This window comes from Calderihabitans maritimus (genome assembly GCF_002207765.1).
Lineage (GTDB): Bacteria > Bacillota > KKC1 > Calderihabitantales > Calderihabitantaceae > Calderihabitans > Calderihabitans maritimus.
Genome location: NZ_BDGJ01000215.1, coordinates 60334 through 77964 on the forward strand (window position 1 = coordinate 60334; position 17631 = coordinate 77964).

The 17631-nt window shown below is 44.6% G+C and carries 9 protein-coding genes; 1 reads left to right on the forward strand and 8 read right to left on the reverse strand.

Translation table 11 applies throughout. The annotated features are described in order from the left end of the window. On the reverse strand, positions 1-637 hold a 637-nt coding region (gene iscB / locus KKC1_RS15450), incomplete at its 3' end, for an RNA-guided endonuclease IscB (RefSeq protein ID WP_238134337.1). A gap of 693 nt (positions 638-1330) precedes the next feature. Next, positions 1331-1483 carry a DUF4236 domain-containing protein gene (locus KKC1_RS15455; protein ID WP_143288787.1) on the reverse strand — a complete coding sequence of 51 codons (153 nt, stop codon included), beginning with the start codon at positions 1481-1483 and terminating at the stop codon, positions 1331-1333. A 381-nt stretch (positions 1484-1864) separates the two neighbouring features. Here KKC1_RS15455 and KKC1_RS15460 point away from each other — a divergent pair, with 381 nt between their 5' ends. Further along, positions 1865-3334, forward strand: a complete 1470-nt coding sequence (locus KKC1_RS15460; RefSeq protein WP_088555311.1) for a PGN_0703 family putative restriction endonuclease — start codon at positions 1865-1867, stop codon at positions 3332-3334. 163 nt (positions 3335-3497) lie between these two features. Here KKC1_RS15460 and KKC1_RS15465 read toward each other — a convergent pair whose 3' ends face one another. The 6 genes from KKC1_RS15465 to KKC1_RS15490 form a co-directional block, all read right to left on the reverse strand. Next, positions 3498-5111 (reverse strand): MBL fold metallo-hydrolase RNA specificity domain-containing protein, encoded by a 1614-nt coding sequence (locus KKC1_RS15465; protein ID WP_088555312.1) that lies wholly within the window; start codon positions 5109-5111, stop codon positions 3498-3500. A 264-nt stretch (positions 5112-5375) separates the two neighbouring features. Further along, the gene (locus KKC1_RS15470) at positions 5376-6680 is read right to left on the reverse strand and encodes a hypothetical protein (RefSeq protein ID WP_088555313.1); all 1305 of its coding nucleotides are present in this window, start codon (positions 6678-6680) and stop codon (positions 5376-5378) included. After that, positions 6658-12543, reverse strand: coding sequence for a hypothetical protein (locus KKC1_RS15475; RefSeq protein WP_088555314.1), 5886 nt, complete (start codon positions 12541-12543; stop codon positions 6658-6660). Before KKC1_RS15475 ends, KKC1_RS15470 begins: the two co-directional genes overlap by 23 nt. Positions 12544-12789: 246 nt before the next feature. After that, positions 12790-14934, reverse strand: a complete 2145-nt coding sequence (locus tag KKC1_RS15480; protein ID WP_088555315.1) for an ATP-binding protein — start codon at positions 14932-14934, stop codon at positions 12790-12792. Further along, the gene (locus tag KKC1_RS15485; RefSeq protein ID WP_088555316.1) at positions 14931-16091 is read right to left on the reverse strand and encodes a hypothetical protein; all 1161 of its coding nucleotides are present in this window, start codon (positions 16089-16091) and stop codon (positions 14931-14933) included. Before KKC1_RS15485 ends, KKC1_RS15480 begins: the two co-directional genes overlap by 4 nt. Positions 16092-16094: 3 nt before the next feature. Further along, positions 16095-17255, reverse strand: a complete 1161-nt coding sequence (locus tag KKC1_RS15490) for a DNA methyltransferase (RefSeq protein WP_202820132.1) — start codon at positions 17253-17255, stop codon at positions 16095-16097. Between the last annotated feature and the right edge of the window lie 376 nt (positions 17256-17631).

Genomic DNA, 17631 nt, shown 5'->3' on the forward strand with positions numbered 1-17631 from the left:
CTCTATCGCTACCACCACGACACCTGGGTATGATATGTTCAATCTCAAGAGGCACGCTCTCTCTACCACAGTAAGCGCATTTATGCCCCCATTTCTCAAGCAGGTACTCTTTGACTTCATAACCAAAAAGCGTACCCTTCTGGTATTCAATACCAGAAATCTCCGGGTTCTGGAGTTTCTGAGTGTCAAACTTGACGTGTTCAGTAGAGATGGCTGTAATCGGCAACAACTTCAGGAGTTTATTAACCGCACTCAATGTTTGATTAACTCTAGCTTCAAACGAAGGAGGCAACCAGCCTTCTGGACGCTTGCGGTTTAGAAACCGGGGTTTGCGGTAGCGTGTCTTGCGATTTCTCCGCTTCCGACGGACGGCACGGCGTGCGTCTAGTTTAGCCTTGACGTCCGTCTTGTGGTGTATCTCGGCTAATAACACTGTTTCAGCCTCGTCCTTGTTGTCTTCTCGCAATACAGCCACGCCTGTAACCTTTGCTCCTGGGTCAAGCTTGAGACGTAGAGGCTGAAGTTGGCTCTGTTCTGCTGTTCTATCCTTCAAACGAATGGTAAATGGCTGTAACTTGTACACAACTGCCCTGCCGCGCTGTAGCAGTAACCTGGCGCGTTTTTCTGTGCAGGGCATCAGCGGCTTCTTATGTTTATCCAGGACAAAGACCACGAACACCACTCCTTTCAGAGTACCCTTACGGGCCTGGTAACGCGCTAAGGCGGACTCTCCTTAGCACCCTCCTCGCCAATGTTGGCAGCCGGCATATGCTCTAGCCCGTTTCGCCCATCCCCCGAAGGTTGTCTGCAGCTAGAGCTTCCAGGGTCCGGGACTGGAGGAGCATCCCGGAGTGGGTCTTTAACCTGCCGCCAACGTAGCGCCGTCATCCCCTTGTCCTTCGGGTCGGGCACTGAGGCTGGTCATAGACGGGCTTGCGGGATTTACCCCAACAAGCCCCCGCCTTTAGGCGTGGGGTCTATGACCACCTTCTTCGGGCTGCCAGCAGCAGCCAAACCCCCCTGATTCAAGACTATCTAACTATCAAGGGAATCACATTTTAAGGAACAAAGACTTGAACAATTTTCATTATTTCAGCGCTCAACTTGACAATTTTACTTTTACGTGTCCCATCAAAATGCAAAAAGGCCGGAAGATCTGAGTTTTAAGGAAACCGTGTTGGTTTCCCAGCCGTTTCGTGCGACTGGTAACAGGTCTTACATATAAGAAAACGGAATGAGTGGTCCAGAGTGGGCCGCTCATTCCGCCTCAAAGTAAAAGACATGTCCATTATTGACAGGTCCCACATCTATGATTATGCTGGATGTGAATTTAAAATATGGTGCTGAACTCTCCCTTAAAATATACGGTAAGGAGGAATTTGAGGACTCCCTTACCACCTACACTTAACCCGTCTCCCATTTTACCTACGTTCAGCCTGACGCCTTTTCCTAAACTGATGGATTTACGAAACCTAATATCCACTGAAATTCCTCCTTTCATTCAAAACTCACTAACTATCCACCCACACCCTCACCAGTTCAACCGGCACATTTTTCCGCTTTGCATAATCCTCAATACTCTCCCCGTAGACAGGCTTGTCCTCCGCCAGAAGTAACTCTGGCGCTCATATTTGCCGTTGACAAAGAACGTTTCCTTGATCATGAAAAAATATCCCATCCTCTGTAGTGTTAATGCGGAGAACGTACTTGCCGTCGAAGCGGCTTCTTCGTTTATCCGGTCTTTATCGATCCGAACAGCACCATCAGTGACCGAAAGAAAAGGTAACAACTGGGGAAGGAAATTATTTGACAAATATAGTAATTATGAAAGTACTAACCAAATTCTCCAGAAGGAGGGAAGACGTTGAATATCGTAAGACAAAAGATCGTTAAGTTGCTTTTGGGTTCTTCCCCAATACACAGCAAAGAAGTAATGAAAAATATTAATGAAACAGCATCCCAAGGATATAGAATCCAACAAATTACTCCGCTGCTCCAGCGTTCAGGCGGAGCCATTTTTACCCGTTCCCATGGGTTATTTATTGATGAAGCTTTAGTCTGTTTTGTACGCGAAAAGAAAAATCCTTTATATCATTACTGGCTGTTGAGATACGATGAACATTATGCTGAAAAACAAATACAACAAATAGTTAACTTTGAAAACTCCGGTGGATTTAACCTTTCCACTCTTACTCCGCTAAATGGGTTTTTAGATCAAACAGCAGGCCAGGGTGTCGGCAGAGGTACATATGGTTTAGCAATGTTTTTTGAAAGCCAAACCGAAAGGAACCTCCCCCTGAGGCTTGATCGTTGGATATTGAAACCCAATCGGCCGGTTGAGGATGATTATGTTCCTTGTCCTGTAATGGGATGCGAATTTAAAGTGCCTCGTATGACAAGAGACGGCCCGGATCTGGACCACGATCAAGAAAAGTTAAAGGATTATTTTTGTCATCAGCACATGATTTTTATTTCACCTTCAACGTTTGAATACAAGGAACCACTGACCTCAATTATTTGGCAGGAAAAAGAGGATTTAGCGGCATTAAATAGAGTGAAGAGTTCTACCGGCAAGCGAGGGGCTTGGCGAAGAATGGGGCGGGAAAGAGATGAAGATTCATTTACCTGGAATGTCTTTTGGTATCTCTATAAAGAAAATCTTGTACTAAAATTTTTGAAAGAAATAATCGGCCGGTCTTCTTTTTTGATCGCCAATGCCAAAAACATTGATGAGGCAGTTTTTTGGTCTGTTGAAGCAGGTACAGGAAATACGCACCAGTTATTAATTGATGCCCGTAAAGCACTCGGCGAAAATACCGCACACGGAACTGAGCCTGATGTGATATTCACAGGTTCTGTAGGCGCAGAAAAAAATGTCCCATTGGTTTTAATTGAATGCAAACTGAGCAGCAGCCCCATAACCAATAAAGCAGCAATCCCTGACTATTATACTAACTACGACAAATGGAACAGGGTGTTTAACGAACCTCCTGAAAAAGTTTTTAGAGTTTTCGGTTATCAAATAGTCAGGCACCTGCTCCTGGCAAATGAAATGGCCGCTGTAGGAGGACGTAATTTGACGCCCACCGTCTTGCTGATCACCAAAGAACAAGTACCTGCAGACATCGTTAGTCAAATGACCAGCATGCTCATGAATCATCCACAGAATGCTCGACTGGCATTTGTTACATGGAAAAACGTTTATGATTTTGTAAGTTCTAATCAAGGTTCCGATAAAGGTTCTATCAATAAAATGATTTTGGGCCGTTACCTGGAAGGTAAAACATTAGGTTATGATGCAAAAGGAGTGTTGCAATTGCTTCTGCCTCTTTAAGACCACTGTCATCAAAATCTTAATAGAATCTTAAATTGCGCTATTAACTGCTTTTCTGGCTGCGCAGGCGAATTAGATCTCATTCATCAGGAATGTTTTGTCTGATTATACCGGGTTGAACATAAACTTTCACTATATTTATTCTTCTTACAGTCCTATTTGCTTAGCCTACGTTTAGTAAGCTGCCGTCCAATTGTATAGTCTCGCCGGGACCGGGAAACAGCAGCCTCAGTTTCCCGGCAAAGTGTTTTTTAAAGAAACGCCTGTTTTCCGTGTGGACCGGTATCAGCACCCTGGGTTTAATCGTCTCCACCAGCTCCACAAGGCCCGGCCCGTGAATATGGCCGCTCGCGTGGAAACCCGGCTCCCTGCCGCGCCCTTCCCGGTCGCCGGGATCCCCTGCCAGTCGCAGGTTAAAATGACTGATCCAGTTCCGCAGCCGGTCCAGGTCCATGTGCATTTCTTCATTGAATGCTTCACTGGAGGAGTATATGTAAGTCCCGCCGCTGGGCTGAATGTCTATCAGTTCGTGGAGGTCGTAGTAGGAAAAGCAGAGGACGTAATCACCCTGATTTCTGCTCACGTCATGGGCTGTAACTACCCGATCCCGGCAGCGTTCCTGGTATCTTTCAATCAGGACCTTCTCCCAAACGTCACGGCGTGTTTTCGCCTCAACATAGAGGGCAAAGCCCTCGTCTTCCAGGGGGCTGGGCACGTCCGGCTCACCGGCGGCATGAAGGGCCTCCAGCAAGTAGGCATCTTTGAGTGTCACTACCAGGCGTCTCCCGGCCTCCCCCGCAGCACGCAAGAATGACAGAAGCCTCTCGATGTTACGAGGCCCGAAATCCGCAATCACCAGCCCCTCCGCCTGTCGGACAGTTTCGGCTGCGCGGGTGTAGACTTCATCCTCGGTGACCGGGGTCTCTGTCTCCGGGTGCGTCCCTTCGCAGATAAGGACAAACGGTTCGAGCCTTGCCGCCTCCTGCATGAAAGTTCTGGTGTCAGCAGCGCGCCTGCCATGGAGGCGCATGTCTCCAGTGTAAATGATCCAGCCCACGGAAGTCCTGATGCCGAAAGCCCCTGCGCCAGGGATGGAGTGGTCCACCGGCCAGCGCTTGACCAGAAGGTTTCCTACCTGGACTTCAGCAGTGCGGCAGGTCTCCAGAGGGCACGGATCTATGGCCCTGGAAGAGCCCGACATAGCCCAGAAGTCGGCGGCATGAGGATTGACTTCCCCGGCATCCATGATGACGTACCGTCGCTGTTCATAAGGTGCTTTTTTCCAATGAGTCGTCTGGAGCAGGCCGTCCTTAATTTCCCTCGGCGCTATGTAGCAGGTTTCGCGCTCAAACCCGCTGCGGGTGGTATCCTGCATGGCCTTTGCAATGACAGCCGTTGTAAGGCCAGTGTAGACGGGAATGTCGCGATCCAGGAACGATATGTACCCGCTATGGTCAATGTGGGCATGGGATAGAAGCACTCCGTGGGCTTCTAGCTCCCGGTAGAAAGGGCGGCTTTTGATCCGCTCCCACCATGCCCGTTCCGGCAGCTCTAAATCCTTCCGGTAGATACCGCGCAGCGGCGGGAGAAGTCCCAGGTCCAGAAGGTCGCAGAGGCCGGTAATGGAGCGGGGACGTAAGAACTCGTCGAAGAAAAGCCCTTCCGCCCCGAAGTTGGTACCGAAGTCGAGGAGAAGGGCTGTATCGTCTGCTTCCAGGAGAAACTTGTTCCCCCCTATACAGTCGATGCCGTCATAGAAGGTGAGATAAACAGGCATATCTATACTTACCCTCCCACACTGAGTTCCTGCCTACAATTACAGCTCACCGATACTCGTAATATAAACTTTTCCGGTCGCTCCTCAAGCTCATGTCATGGGACTGAATCCAGCTCGTTATGCAACAGGATCGGCTCCCAAAATTCAGTATGCAGGAAGACACGATCGTATCCGGCAACCGTTTTCACGTTATGTAGTTCAGCGATTTGCCTCTATAATCTGTGTTGCTTTCAAAGTAGTTGATACCTTTTCCCTCACGTTTGGTTACACAGCGATAAATTCATACATTCTTTCCATTTCATCAATTATTAAAGAAAAGTGTTCCCATTCCAACGGGACATAGTGAGCAAGGGTATTTCTAGCTTTTCGCAAATTATTTATCTGCCGTTTTAAATTTCTGTAACGTCCAAACTTCTGGCTCTGCTCTTTTAAGAACTTAACGATCTCATTAAATTCCGCTATAGGGGTTACAGATTTCTCTTCAACAAATGAACTATTATGATAAGACTGATTGTATTTAGAACAAAAAGCAGGCCAGTCTTTGAAACCGCGTTGAAGATAGTGGCAGACCTCGTGTCTCTTACTATCAAGTATGGGAAACAATATTCTTGCTTGTCCCCGCCAGATACGGTGATCCAATTTATCCTCGTCTCCCATGACTGCTAATACCGCTGAATGAACGGCAAGACCCTCTTCAACATGCCAATCAACTAACCCTGCTTGCCACAAAGAACGCAACTCGGTTGGCGGAGCCTCAACCGGACCGTTGTTATAATAATATCCTGCACTCACAGAGGTTAAAGCGTCTTTGTGCTTATCAACCCAGCTCTTTTCCCATCCCTGTTTTTCAGCAAACTGGCGTAAGGAACTAAAGATTTTCATTCTAGGCATACCTATCTCAGATTGATTTAACAACCAGAATAATAACATAGGATCTGTCCCTGCGAGTTCCACAAAAACAGTCTCTACCCATAAACTTTCTTTATAAGATAGACCTCTCTCGCGGGAAATACTCCTTGCTACTAACTGGAGTTCTCCGCCGGACGTCCACCCCCAAAACCAATGGCTGGTTAGAAAAATGTCTTCCTGGACCTTTTGCAACAGTTCCGTACTGCGTGATGGTATGAGGAGAGCTTTGGGCAATTTCCCCTTTGCATCTGCTGTTTTTGCCGCTTGCGCCCAATCTCTAATGAATCCGGCCCATAATGTCAGGTCATTGGAAGAAAGTTTATCCAGACCTGTTATAACTATTAAATCGGGAAGGTCTTCACAATCCATCAGTTCTTCTGCCTGTTCAACTTTTCCGGGCAATGTCTTCTTGCCACAGCTTTGAGCAATAACCGTACCCGGCAATAAGTCAGTATCTTCCAGAGATATCACCTTATTACTCATCCCGTAGTATCGCTCGCATTCATCTATTACCATGTTGCAGACCAGGTCCATGTCAAATTTATCCTGAAACATCCAGATGACACTACGGCCTCTACGAAGGTCTTCCGCTACACCCTGCCACTTCCTTTTGGCTTCCGGGAAGTGCATTAAATTATTAATTTGATCTGATGGAATCAACCTTGGCCACCACCTCTGCGGCGACAGGCTCGACAACAAGACCATTCTCAGTTTCATCAATAATGCCTATGCGTTCAAGAGTTCTCAAAGAAGCAAAAATTTCATTTGTAGATAATTTGTTTAGTTCGTCCAAATCTGAAACCTCGACGGCATCTTCAATCTCTTCCCACTTGATGGGCTTCATATCTTTTACAAGAGCTAGCAGTTCTTTGCCGCATGTAACGTCTTCAATTCCTAAGGCTGAAACAAAATCAACACAGATATTTTCTTTGTTGTCCTCCAGCTCATCTTTCAGTAACTCGACAGCATCAGTGGGATTAATAACTCTTCGTTTTCGCCCAATTCCCATTATTCTCCAAAGCTTGCGTAAAAGCCAAGGCCAGCCTCCAGTTGCCTCAATGATACTGTTAGCAATACGCTGCGTGCAAGGAATTTCAAGATCAGAGAGAAAGCGCTGTACCATAATTCCGTCCCAACGTTTTAGATTTACTGTGACATCGACACGGTCTTCTATTTCATTCCAACAATTATCGTTCTCCAGGAACCAACTCTGAATACTTCCAGGGGTAAATAAGACAGCCAGCCGAACTATCCGACCACGACGGTTAGGTCTACTTAAAACAGTACATGCACTTCCAACAAATTCTGAAACTGATACACCTTTGAGAGTTAGATCTTCTGCAAACGTATATTCTAGAATGCGACCCGCTCGCGATCCATTTGCTAATGATCTCAGGTATTTTAAAATTTGTTCAGATGTCACATATTCTGGTGACAATTCTCTACACGTATGCAACTGATTCTCTTCGCAACTGCCCGATTCTATCAATAATTTTAAATTTGAGGGCACCTCATCAACACCTAAAGCTCTACTTCCAAAAATAAGTCCAACCCCCGATTGCAACTTAGTAAGTGCTCCGGCCTGTTTTACCGTCAGGGGACTGCGTATTCCATTCTTGGGGTCGATGTTGAAACGAAATTGACTGGCATCATCATATTTTGCCGGAGGTGCAGAGGCAGTCACCTGTATGAGACGTTCGTAAATCTCCTGTTCAGAACCCAGTGCCCGCACTACATTACCGTTTCGTAGTCTAAAAGTTCCTTCAGGACGTCTGATGAGTACACCCAGTCCGATAAGTTCTTCTAATAGCGATTTTATATCTTCCAACCTCACATCAGCAAAACCTTTATGCCACCAGCTCTGGGCGATTTCCAATACCTCTGAAGCCGTAAATTCTCTACGGAATCCGTCTCGGTCATATATTTGTTCCATCACCATGGCATATACCATGGCCGCATAGCGGGAGTCCAAATCTAAAGTCCAGTTAAAACGTTCATTCATAAATCCTCGAACATCTTTACGTCGGTATACAGCTTCTACATCGGATACCGTAATTTTGTACGGCGGCTCGTATTGGCGGCTCCATACCAGTTTTATCAGTTCACTACAGAAATGTTGGATCAGGGCCGGGTGATAATTAGTGTAACAGAGAATTCGTAAAACAGCTTCTTCCGCTTCTTTGCTGGAAAACGTGAAACCAATCGCCAACATAGGTTCGATTATTAGAGAACGGGCCGATTTGGGGTCAAGAGGTCCGACTATCAACGGTTGCGCCATCAGCTGGGCGAAGGGATGATTGGGTTGAGACATATATCGCTGTACGCTATGAAGGCCACAAAAGACTACTTTAAACCGGCGGTTCGTCTGGTCCATTATGTTGCGTAATTGCGCAACCTCTTCGAAATCAGATTTAGCATCCGCAGCAAGGAAATTATCTGCTTCATCAAACAGGACAACAATACGAAGCGAGGGGTCCTGGTTTAACCTTTCGATAATCCTTAATGCCAGGTTTCCAGGAGTAGTACCAACCCTTCCGTCCAGTAGTTTTAGCGAAACAAGTCTTTCACGCAGGCGATTCCAAATCTCACTTTTTTGCCGGTAACCCTGGGGGTCCCCGAGAGGCTTAATGTCATCGTAAATCACATAAGTACCCTGTTCGGGATTATGAAACTGCCATTTTACCATATGAAGCAGGGCGGACTTGCCGAACTGCCTGCCTCCGTAGGCTATACAGCTTCCATCAGATCTGCCTAGTGACTGGACCATATCACGTCGTCCTTTGAAGATTTCTGGGGGAATAATTCCGAAGGAGCGGTACGGAATTGCATAACCCCAAGCGACCCCACAACTTACCGCCGCAGGCAACCTGGACTCCCTCTGGGAAGCAAGATAGTACAAGAGAAGTTCGTCAACCAGCATAGCTGTTAAACCGTTCTTCTTACAGTACTCGCTCCATTCTCCCCTCTGCCGGTCAGTCATCCGGCCCAGAAATACTATAATCGGACATTTCGACGTGACTCCGTATTCATGTAGAATTTGTCCCATTGTACTTGCGTTGGGACGCCAGTGAAATAGGACTACATCATAAGTATTATTGCGTAAAGAGCCGAAATCGGCTAATGGTGATACATTTCCTGCCGACATCTTGACAATGAAATGAGCAGACTGTTTTTCCTTCCTAGCTTGTACTACCTCCGGTTTCTGAAACCCCATGTACTCTAACACTTGAACCAGTGCTTTTTGGGTAGTCTTTGAAACACTCGGATCTTTCCCAAGCCTTTTTAATATAAGCCATGCTTCCAAGCCTTGTTCGATTTCTTCGTAGCGCGCGCCGGGCACACGCTTCATATTTAGCCCGGCTACAGGCTTACCTTTTGAGAGAGCCTTGACAACATTGTTCGCCTTCTTAAACTGACGATCACTCTCAAGTACCTGATGTAGCTCGCTCATAATATTACAAAATTCTTCCACAGGGTTTTCCTCTAAAACTTCTTGTTCGATATCTACTGCTATTCCCGTATTGATGGCCTGTTCTGAGTAATGTAAATACTCATCAGCCAAAGGAAGATCGCCATTATTCAATGCTTCTCTAGCTTTCTCAATATACTCTACCGCTACACCTAGGATAGCGCCTTCAGCTCGTTGTTTTAACTCGGCGATAACTTGGTCGATACTGTTCTTCAGGGATTCTTGGCGCTGCTGTCTGAGCTCAGCAAGTTGCTTCTCAATATCAATCAGTTTTTTTCGTAAAATGAAGGGCCGTTTTGAATCCTGTTCTTCAATTGAAAGTAATTCTCCATCAAAAACCGAACGCTGCTCTTCAGAAAGAACGTGGTCAATGGTAGCCTGCTCGACTTTATTTCGAACCGCTTCAAGCTTCTCCTTTAATGAGTACTGCGCCTCCAAAATTTTTGTGCCGAGTCGCTTTTCCAATTTTTCAATATCTATACCCTGTCGGTCGAATTCCTCAAGAATTAATTCAGCAAGCAAGAAATCTTCACTTTCAAGGTGATGCCAAAATAGCTGCTCCAAGTCCCTCCGTTCTTCAATAGCCTGATAAAGAGAATCCTGAGGTCTAAAGGGTACACTTAAGTCAATATCTCCATTATCGTCAATCGGGGCATCTTTAAGCATCAACAACGGCCGTCGCAAGGAATACTTCCACGCAGAGAATCCAGTATCAAGTTTCTGTTCGAAACTTCCATCTGCTGCCTCTTCATACACTGTCAGAACATTGTCCACAAAGTTTTGAAAGACATGCCTCGCAAACTTCTTGACTGCAGAATGTCTTGGATGGACCGACGCACCATTCTTTTCGATACTGTCAAGTTCAATTTGAAATCTTGACCATTGTTTAATAAATTCTTCCTGCATAGATAGTGTCTTTTGGTACCACCATTTGTTATCTGGTCGTTGGACATCTCCAATAGAAATGACTTCAACCCACTCTTGCAAGTAATTTTTCAATTCATTTAGCGTTCTGACAATCTTATCAAGCGGGCTCCCAACAATTTTGGGAACTCTAGGCCGAGAACCCCGAGTGGCACTAGCCGCCTCCTGAATTAAATTTACCATGGCTTTTCTGTCGTACAAAAGATCTTTAATTGCTTGCTTTGCTCTCCCAATTTGCTTAAAATCATTCTCTCTTACCGCAGTTATCGCAAGATTCAATCTGCTATCAGGACCGAACAGATACTTCAGCGCTTCATTTGCAGGAGCATAAAGTATTCTACTTGCCTGTACCCGTTTAAGCCATTCGGCAAATTGCCCAGATACTTCTTTGGCTTTTTTCTCCCAGTTTGTCTCAAAAATAGTTTGTCTTAACAGCTTTCTGTCAAGGGCTTTACCATAAGAAAGGAAATCTAGAACTACTTCCAAAAGTTTACGCAAGGGATCCGTGGGATTTTTTACATGTAAACTTGCTTCCCGCAGCCAAGTTTCCGCTCCGGTCTCCGGGGCCATTAATGCAGGTTGCAAAGCTATAGCGGTAATAAACAGGGCCATGTCGCGTTCAGAAAGTCCTAACCTGGCATGATATTTTTCTACAGGTTTAGGATTGTCTTTACATATAGAGTAAAACAAATCCTTATTCTCACTATCTTTCCATTCTGCCTCCATACCAAGCACTGCAGCCAACAACAGCCAAGAGGGGACGGTTTCAGGAACTAGACCACCGTCAACAAGTTTATCTTCTATTTCCCTTGCCAACCAGTAAGCTGTAGAAACGTCACCTTTCGCAATAGCTTCCCATATAACTTTGTTCGGTTGGAAATCAGTTAAAGTTCTCTCTTTAGTCTTATCAACTTCTAAATCAACTTCTCCTTGCTCTTCTCTTTCCTCTCCAATTTCGTTTTCGTCCTGTGAAAGCTGTTCTTCTGTAACGATGTCAACGTCTTCGTTAATCTCAGGAGTAGCCTGGACATCATCCCCTTGTTCTTTTGTCGTCAATTTTTCGTCCTGATTTTCATCAGATTCCGCATCCTGTTGAACCCTCTTTTTTTCTGTCTCTTGTTCGAGTGCCCCAAGTGCATCTTTTTCTTCCTCGCTTTCTGTATCAGCAGCCTTTTCAATATCATAATCTATTATGTCTTTAATCATTTTCACCCTATCTTTAACCTGTTGCTGCAGTCTTTCTAGGTTATTGAATCGTTCCCGGTCCTCTTCTAAAGTCAGCAATTTCTTAGACCGCCACTCTAATGCTTCCTGGCTGCAATCGCAGATATCTTCTAATAGAGTCTTGATTTCCGAAAGCTTTTCAGGAGTAAAGTAGTGATATTTTTCAATATCCAAAGGAATACATAATTCTCCAGGATAGAGATATTGGAAAATATCCTTTAATTCACTAGACAAATGTAATATACTCTTAGAAATCTCAGACAAAAGTTTTTCCTTCAATAAATACGTTTGTTTGCATTCATTCCAAGCATTTAGTAGATTCTGAATCTTGTCGTCAATAACGTCCATATTAACATTAAGGCTGCCCTTTTTGATTTGGTTAATAACCATATCTAGCAAGAGGCCGGTGTCAAACTCTCCAAGCGCTCTTCTAATGGCATCTTCAAGCGCTCTCTCAACGGTAATGTCATTATTAGAATATTCATCGTTAGTCTGAACTGCCGGGTGAGATTTAAGTGCCTTCATATTTTCCTTTTCATAGTTATTTATAAGCTCGTAACCAATTTCATTAGTGTATTTATCCTGCCCTACTATTAAAGCAAACGCCACGGGTTTAATTCCGTATTTTTGCACTAAATTTTCTACCTCGGCCCTCAACTCATCCCGGGATTTCTGGCTTACAATTTTCATTATATCTTGATGCTGCTTACTGAAGTACTCGCCAACTATTGCGCCATATTTTTTATGTTCCCACAAAGTTTGTAAGACGTTCCTCATTTCTTCAACTGAACCCTCAGACCGCTCTATTTCGCTATTCGATAATGTCTCAACGGCAGCAGCAATTTCATTGTCTGTCAATGATTTTAAATACCAGCTAATAAATTGCCTAAAGCTTTTGACATTCACTAGGTTTCTCCCCCCAGTTCATGTTCATGAGAAACTTTATTTTATAATGTCTTAAGAAATCACTCACTAGTTATTTTGTACTTGCAGTCCAACCAGCGTTCGAATTTACAACCATAGTAAAGCAAACTTGTGTGTACACATCCAATATTCAGCTTATGCTCCAGGAATTCTAAGGAACAACTGTATAATCATATAAAATCGTCAAACTCTTAGCTCTTGAGATAAAATGTTACCAAGTTGGGAATTTCAGCCCGTTTGCGAATCCTCAGGAGGCTTTTTCTCAATAATCCATGTCGTATAACCTGGTCCACTCTTCCTCTCGCGTTTCTCTGTACCCCAAAGACCTTCACCAAATATCTCGTCCATAGCTTGGCGAACAATACTATGAGCAATGTTATCCCTATCATCAAGGATATCTGGTAAAGATTCAGACAGTGCCTTCAGAACACCTTTCCAGGGGACACCTCTGGTCTTGATACGCTCAATAAGATCAGTGTTATTTCTAAGCTCTTCAATGGCATATGAAATGTACTTATCAAGAATATCCTCTGGCTGATCTATCTCTTCTTCTGTATTTTCGTAAGAGCTCTTTTCTAAACTGTCAGATCCGTCTGTTAGTGATACAGGAACAGTTTTACGGCTAACATTGGCAGCATTATTAAACTTAATGCGCAATTGATTAGCATACGTATTTACAGCCGGCAACTGGTAGTCTGGATCAAGTGTTTTGTAAATTTTCTCAAACGAAAGGGCTCGAAACGGTATTGGGTAGCTTTTACCTCCTGCACTGCTCCAGAAGATTCCTTGACCCGGGATCGGTTCGTTAAGGAGAGTGCGGAGTAGGTCGTCGCTGAAATGTGCATTGGCCCTTTTAACTGCTTGAAGATCTCCTGCTGACAATAAGTGAAATATAAACCAGTTATCACCCTGGCTCAAGATTTCATTTGAAATACTTCCCGGTTGCTGCGTAATTAACACAGCTCCTAAATCATATTTGCGTCCTTCCTTAACCCACTCAATGTAAGGCCCTTCGCCGGAACTCCCTGAGCTACCCAGGACAGACTGAGCCTCTTCGACAACTGCTATTGTTGGAATAGTTTTTGGCTCGGCTTTTGTAAATTCAATTTGATTGTGGTTAAAAATACGTTGAAGTATAAGTCCTGACAAAACCAGCGAAGGGGTACCCCGCATTTGAGATACATCAACGATACAAATCTTGCCATCCCTGAGGGCAGTCAAGAGCATATCCATCATCTGACTGCTGGGATCATGCAGCATTTTCACAATCGTTGTCATGTTAGCACGGGCTGCAACCATCTCAGCATCCTGATGAGCCTCCAGACGCAAAAGATTTTTGATGAGATCTCCGTCGGCAGCATTTCCATTCCGATATATCTCGTCAACTAAAGTACGCCAGTCAGCATCATTTAAACCTTTGAGCTTTCTTACATTTTGTTGATCTTGTTTTTCCGGAGGTAAAGCAATGGATATTACATCTGATGGTCTGAGGCGTCTTATGTCTAATTTGATGTCACCAGCTACGAAGGACTGATAAAATTGACTGGGACCTTCCTTCTTTGTAAATATTACAATCTTGTCCTGCAAATGAGGAACATCGCAAAGACCGGGGCGGTTCTTATCGTCAGGCCAGAAGTACTCTCCCTCTGGATCAAAAATTATTGTTCCTACAGGAACATGACGATTACCTCTCTTCTGCACCATAGGGGTGGTTTTGTAAAGATTGCTGAAAAGCAACTTTATTAGATTTGACTTTCCAAAGCCAGCACGCGCAAATACGAACGTTCTCCGAGATACCAGAAATTCGACAAGAAATCGGGGTAATACGGAAGGATTACGAACTATCATCCAGGGCTCGCGGTTAAGACGTTTATCCTCTCCCGCGTAAATAAATTCACCAAGCGCAAAAAAGCCAATCTCAGCACCGTCCAGGTTATGCCCGGCAACTTCCCGGAGAAGTTCATCAGAGAGAAATGCTACCTTACTACCAACATGCGGCAATCTACGGTGCGACGCGGCAAAAACAAGACTCCCGTCAACTACACGTATTACTCCAAGAACGCGAATATCAACCCGATACTTAAGATATTGTTCACGTAGATCCTCCGGTATCGTTCTGTCCTCTGCGACAGCTCGCAGACCGAAATCTTCTCCAGCAGCGGATACCAATCTTCCCTGTGAGGAGAAAGATGTGATCCTACCCAGTACTGCTTCATGTTCAGTCTCCAACTGAACTATTACAAATTGTCCGTGCATTGGTGTGCTCTGAAATTCGTTGCGATAGGGTAAAACCAAATCGGCATGAAATTCCAGTCCGCCTTCACTCATGCCACGAAAGATACCAACAACTTTATCTTGGGGAAACAGTTTCATTCGTATCGCCTCACTGATACGTCAGAATTTAACCGGAATGCTTCAATAATGTCTCGCCTATTTTCAGGCAACAGTTGCCTTACTGCATTAAAAATTTCGTCTTGCAGGATTTCAAGATCAAAATCCACAACCTGCGCATATTCATGAGCTTTTTGTAAACACCTAGGGTAAAAGGGTACAGGAAAACCCTCAATTGCGTCAGCAAGCAGATATCCAAATATTTCTGCGGCGTGTTGGCTTTGAGAACTAAAGATATCAACCGCCCAAACAGGATCCCCACTCTTAGGCCCAAATCTCACAAAATACATATCTCCAGCTACAAATTTTGGCGCTTCTCCTTTTCCTTCGGTTTCCGCACCACGCGCGTATTCCGGCCAAACATACGCCTTTGCCTCCATTTCTCTCGGTATACGCACATAACAGGCTTCACCCGGAGGGAAAATTCCCTCGATCGACATCGCCAAACTGTATCTTGTAAGGACTTTACTGTGCTTGGCAATACCTACCAAGAATACACGACGCCGATCTTCACGAAAAATCCTTGCAATAGCCTCTTCAATCCTTCTTCTGTAGGCTATAAATAATTCACCCCGGAAGATTTTACTGCGAAGCAGGCCGTCTCTTACAATTAGCGTATCAGTAGCAAAGCTACGGTGGCAGATCCTTTCATATAAGACGGCCCATTCACACAAGTCCCGGTAAACAAGAACCCAAGAGGGGGAAACAGTATCGGGTTCTTCCCGGATTCTTTTCCCCTCAGGTATCATGTGGCTAAGAGCACTCAATGTTGGAGGATTAACACCTAGATCTGACATCATGAGCCCGATAGCAGTTTTAGGACTTCCGTCTTCATTGAACTGAGCCTTACTGAGAGCATCAGTATCCGTCGAGGGCGAGATCGCATCGAGACACAATTGTTTACCGTAAGAGTCGACGACACGTACGAGCTGTACATAAAACGGATCAAAAACTAGCTTATTATTACCACCATCGCTTGCCACAAGTGAAACGGCGGTAGTAGAGCGAGGCTTAATTGTTCTAACTTCTCCAGTTAGAGAACGTATCTCCCGGCAGAGATTATCAAGTAATTTTCTGTCGCTTCGAGTACGGTCATGGATAAGCCTTCTAAGTACCGGTAAGGCATCCGGGTCAAACATTTTCTATTCCTCCAGTACGGCATAAAGGTCAATTTCTTCAACAGCTTTCCCCAAAGAGCACCCAAATTGACCCGCCTGCCGCCTACCACGGGGTGATAGTCCCGCATTTTTAATAGTCGCTACCTTCCAACCAGCAGAAGCAATTGATAGCGATTTTTTCAACAACGTTTTGGGATCACGGGCTGCACTGGGAATTGCTCCAAATCGTACAATTAAACGTGCATTGGGCGCGCAAACGGATGCCACACGTTTCCAAACATTAGCAAGTCCCCGGACAAATTCATCTTCTGAACAATGGGGTATTTGCCCCTCCAAAGAATATGTAACAGTACTCGGTCCCCCCAAAAACCAATATCTTAGCCACTGATCTGGCAAATAAGACCTCATTCCAAAATAGGGAGGTGATGTAATTACCCACCGAAAAGGCTCTGGCGCAATATTAGGACTTAGGAGACGACTGTCACCGATATACACAGCACCTTGGGTCGGTAGCGGTAGTTGTTCAAAAACATACTTAGCCCTTCTAGCAATGGTATCGGCCACATCAACCTTTGGGGGTTTTAAGTCATGCTTTTTCCAAAATCTGACTGCAGATTTGGGTTTTGTAGCATACGTCCTGGGCATCTGGTTTGAGAGATAAGTCGGAAGATTTTTCATTTTCGGTCCGTGGAGAATCCCGAGAATTAAACCACGGAGAGCAATTTCAGCCTCTGTTGAGCAATTCTCCAGTAAGTATTCACGTATCTTGCAGATATCGAAGAGAGTACTTGGATGGTAACAGAATTCCCAAAATTCTCCTTCCGGAATGTCTTCAGGGTGTTTTTTCCTTCTCAAAATTGAGTTGCAAAGATCAATCACCTCTTCGGGAGTAACGTCTACAAACTTCGCCGCGGCTATTGCGCCGGCTACTGGATTACTATCAATACCTACAGAAGGAAGTCCCCGGAGACGGGCAGCAAAATTTGTTGTTCCTCTACCGCAGAACGGATCTAAAACCCAGTCGCCTTTTTGGGCTCTTCTTAAGACCTTAAACGGGAAACGGAGAGGAAACATGGTGTAATAAGGGCAAATAGCATTCAATCTTAACACAGGAGCTGAACGATTGGGCAGTCGCGTTACCAAATTGTCAGTACTTCCTTTGTATTCAAAGTACATTCCATGCATTAATTGCTCAACTCCAAATCTTAATAAGGTCAAGGCATTTAAACAAAAAACGAGTATTTCCTAGAATTGGTTTTTTAGTTCAATTTACGGCTCAAAAATTCCTTGTTGAAAAATGTTGTTATTTGTCGATGCATAAAAAAAATTAGTTAACCATGTTACTCAACTTTTTTAATACATACGGTTAAAAGAAAATTGAAAATGTCTGTAAGGAAAAAGTCTTCAAAATAAAATAAGCGGGCGCGAGGCAAAAGGCGTTATACGTTCCCGCGCCCGGTCGGTGTCCGCCCATATAACCTCCGCGCCCGTATAACCTTTATAATGTTCAATATCTATTCAGAAAAATCATTATTGTATAGTAATACAGCTATCCAAACTT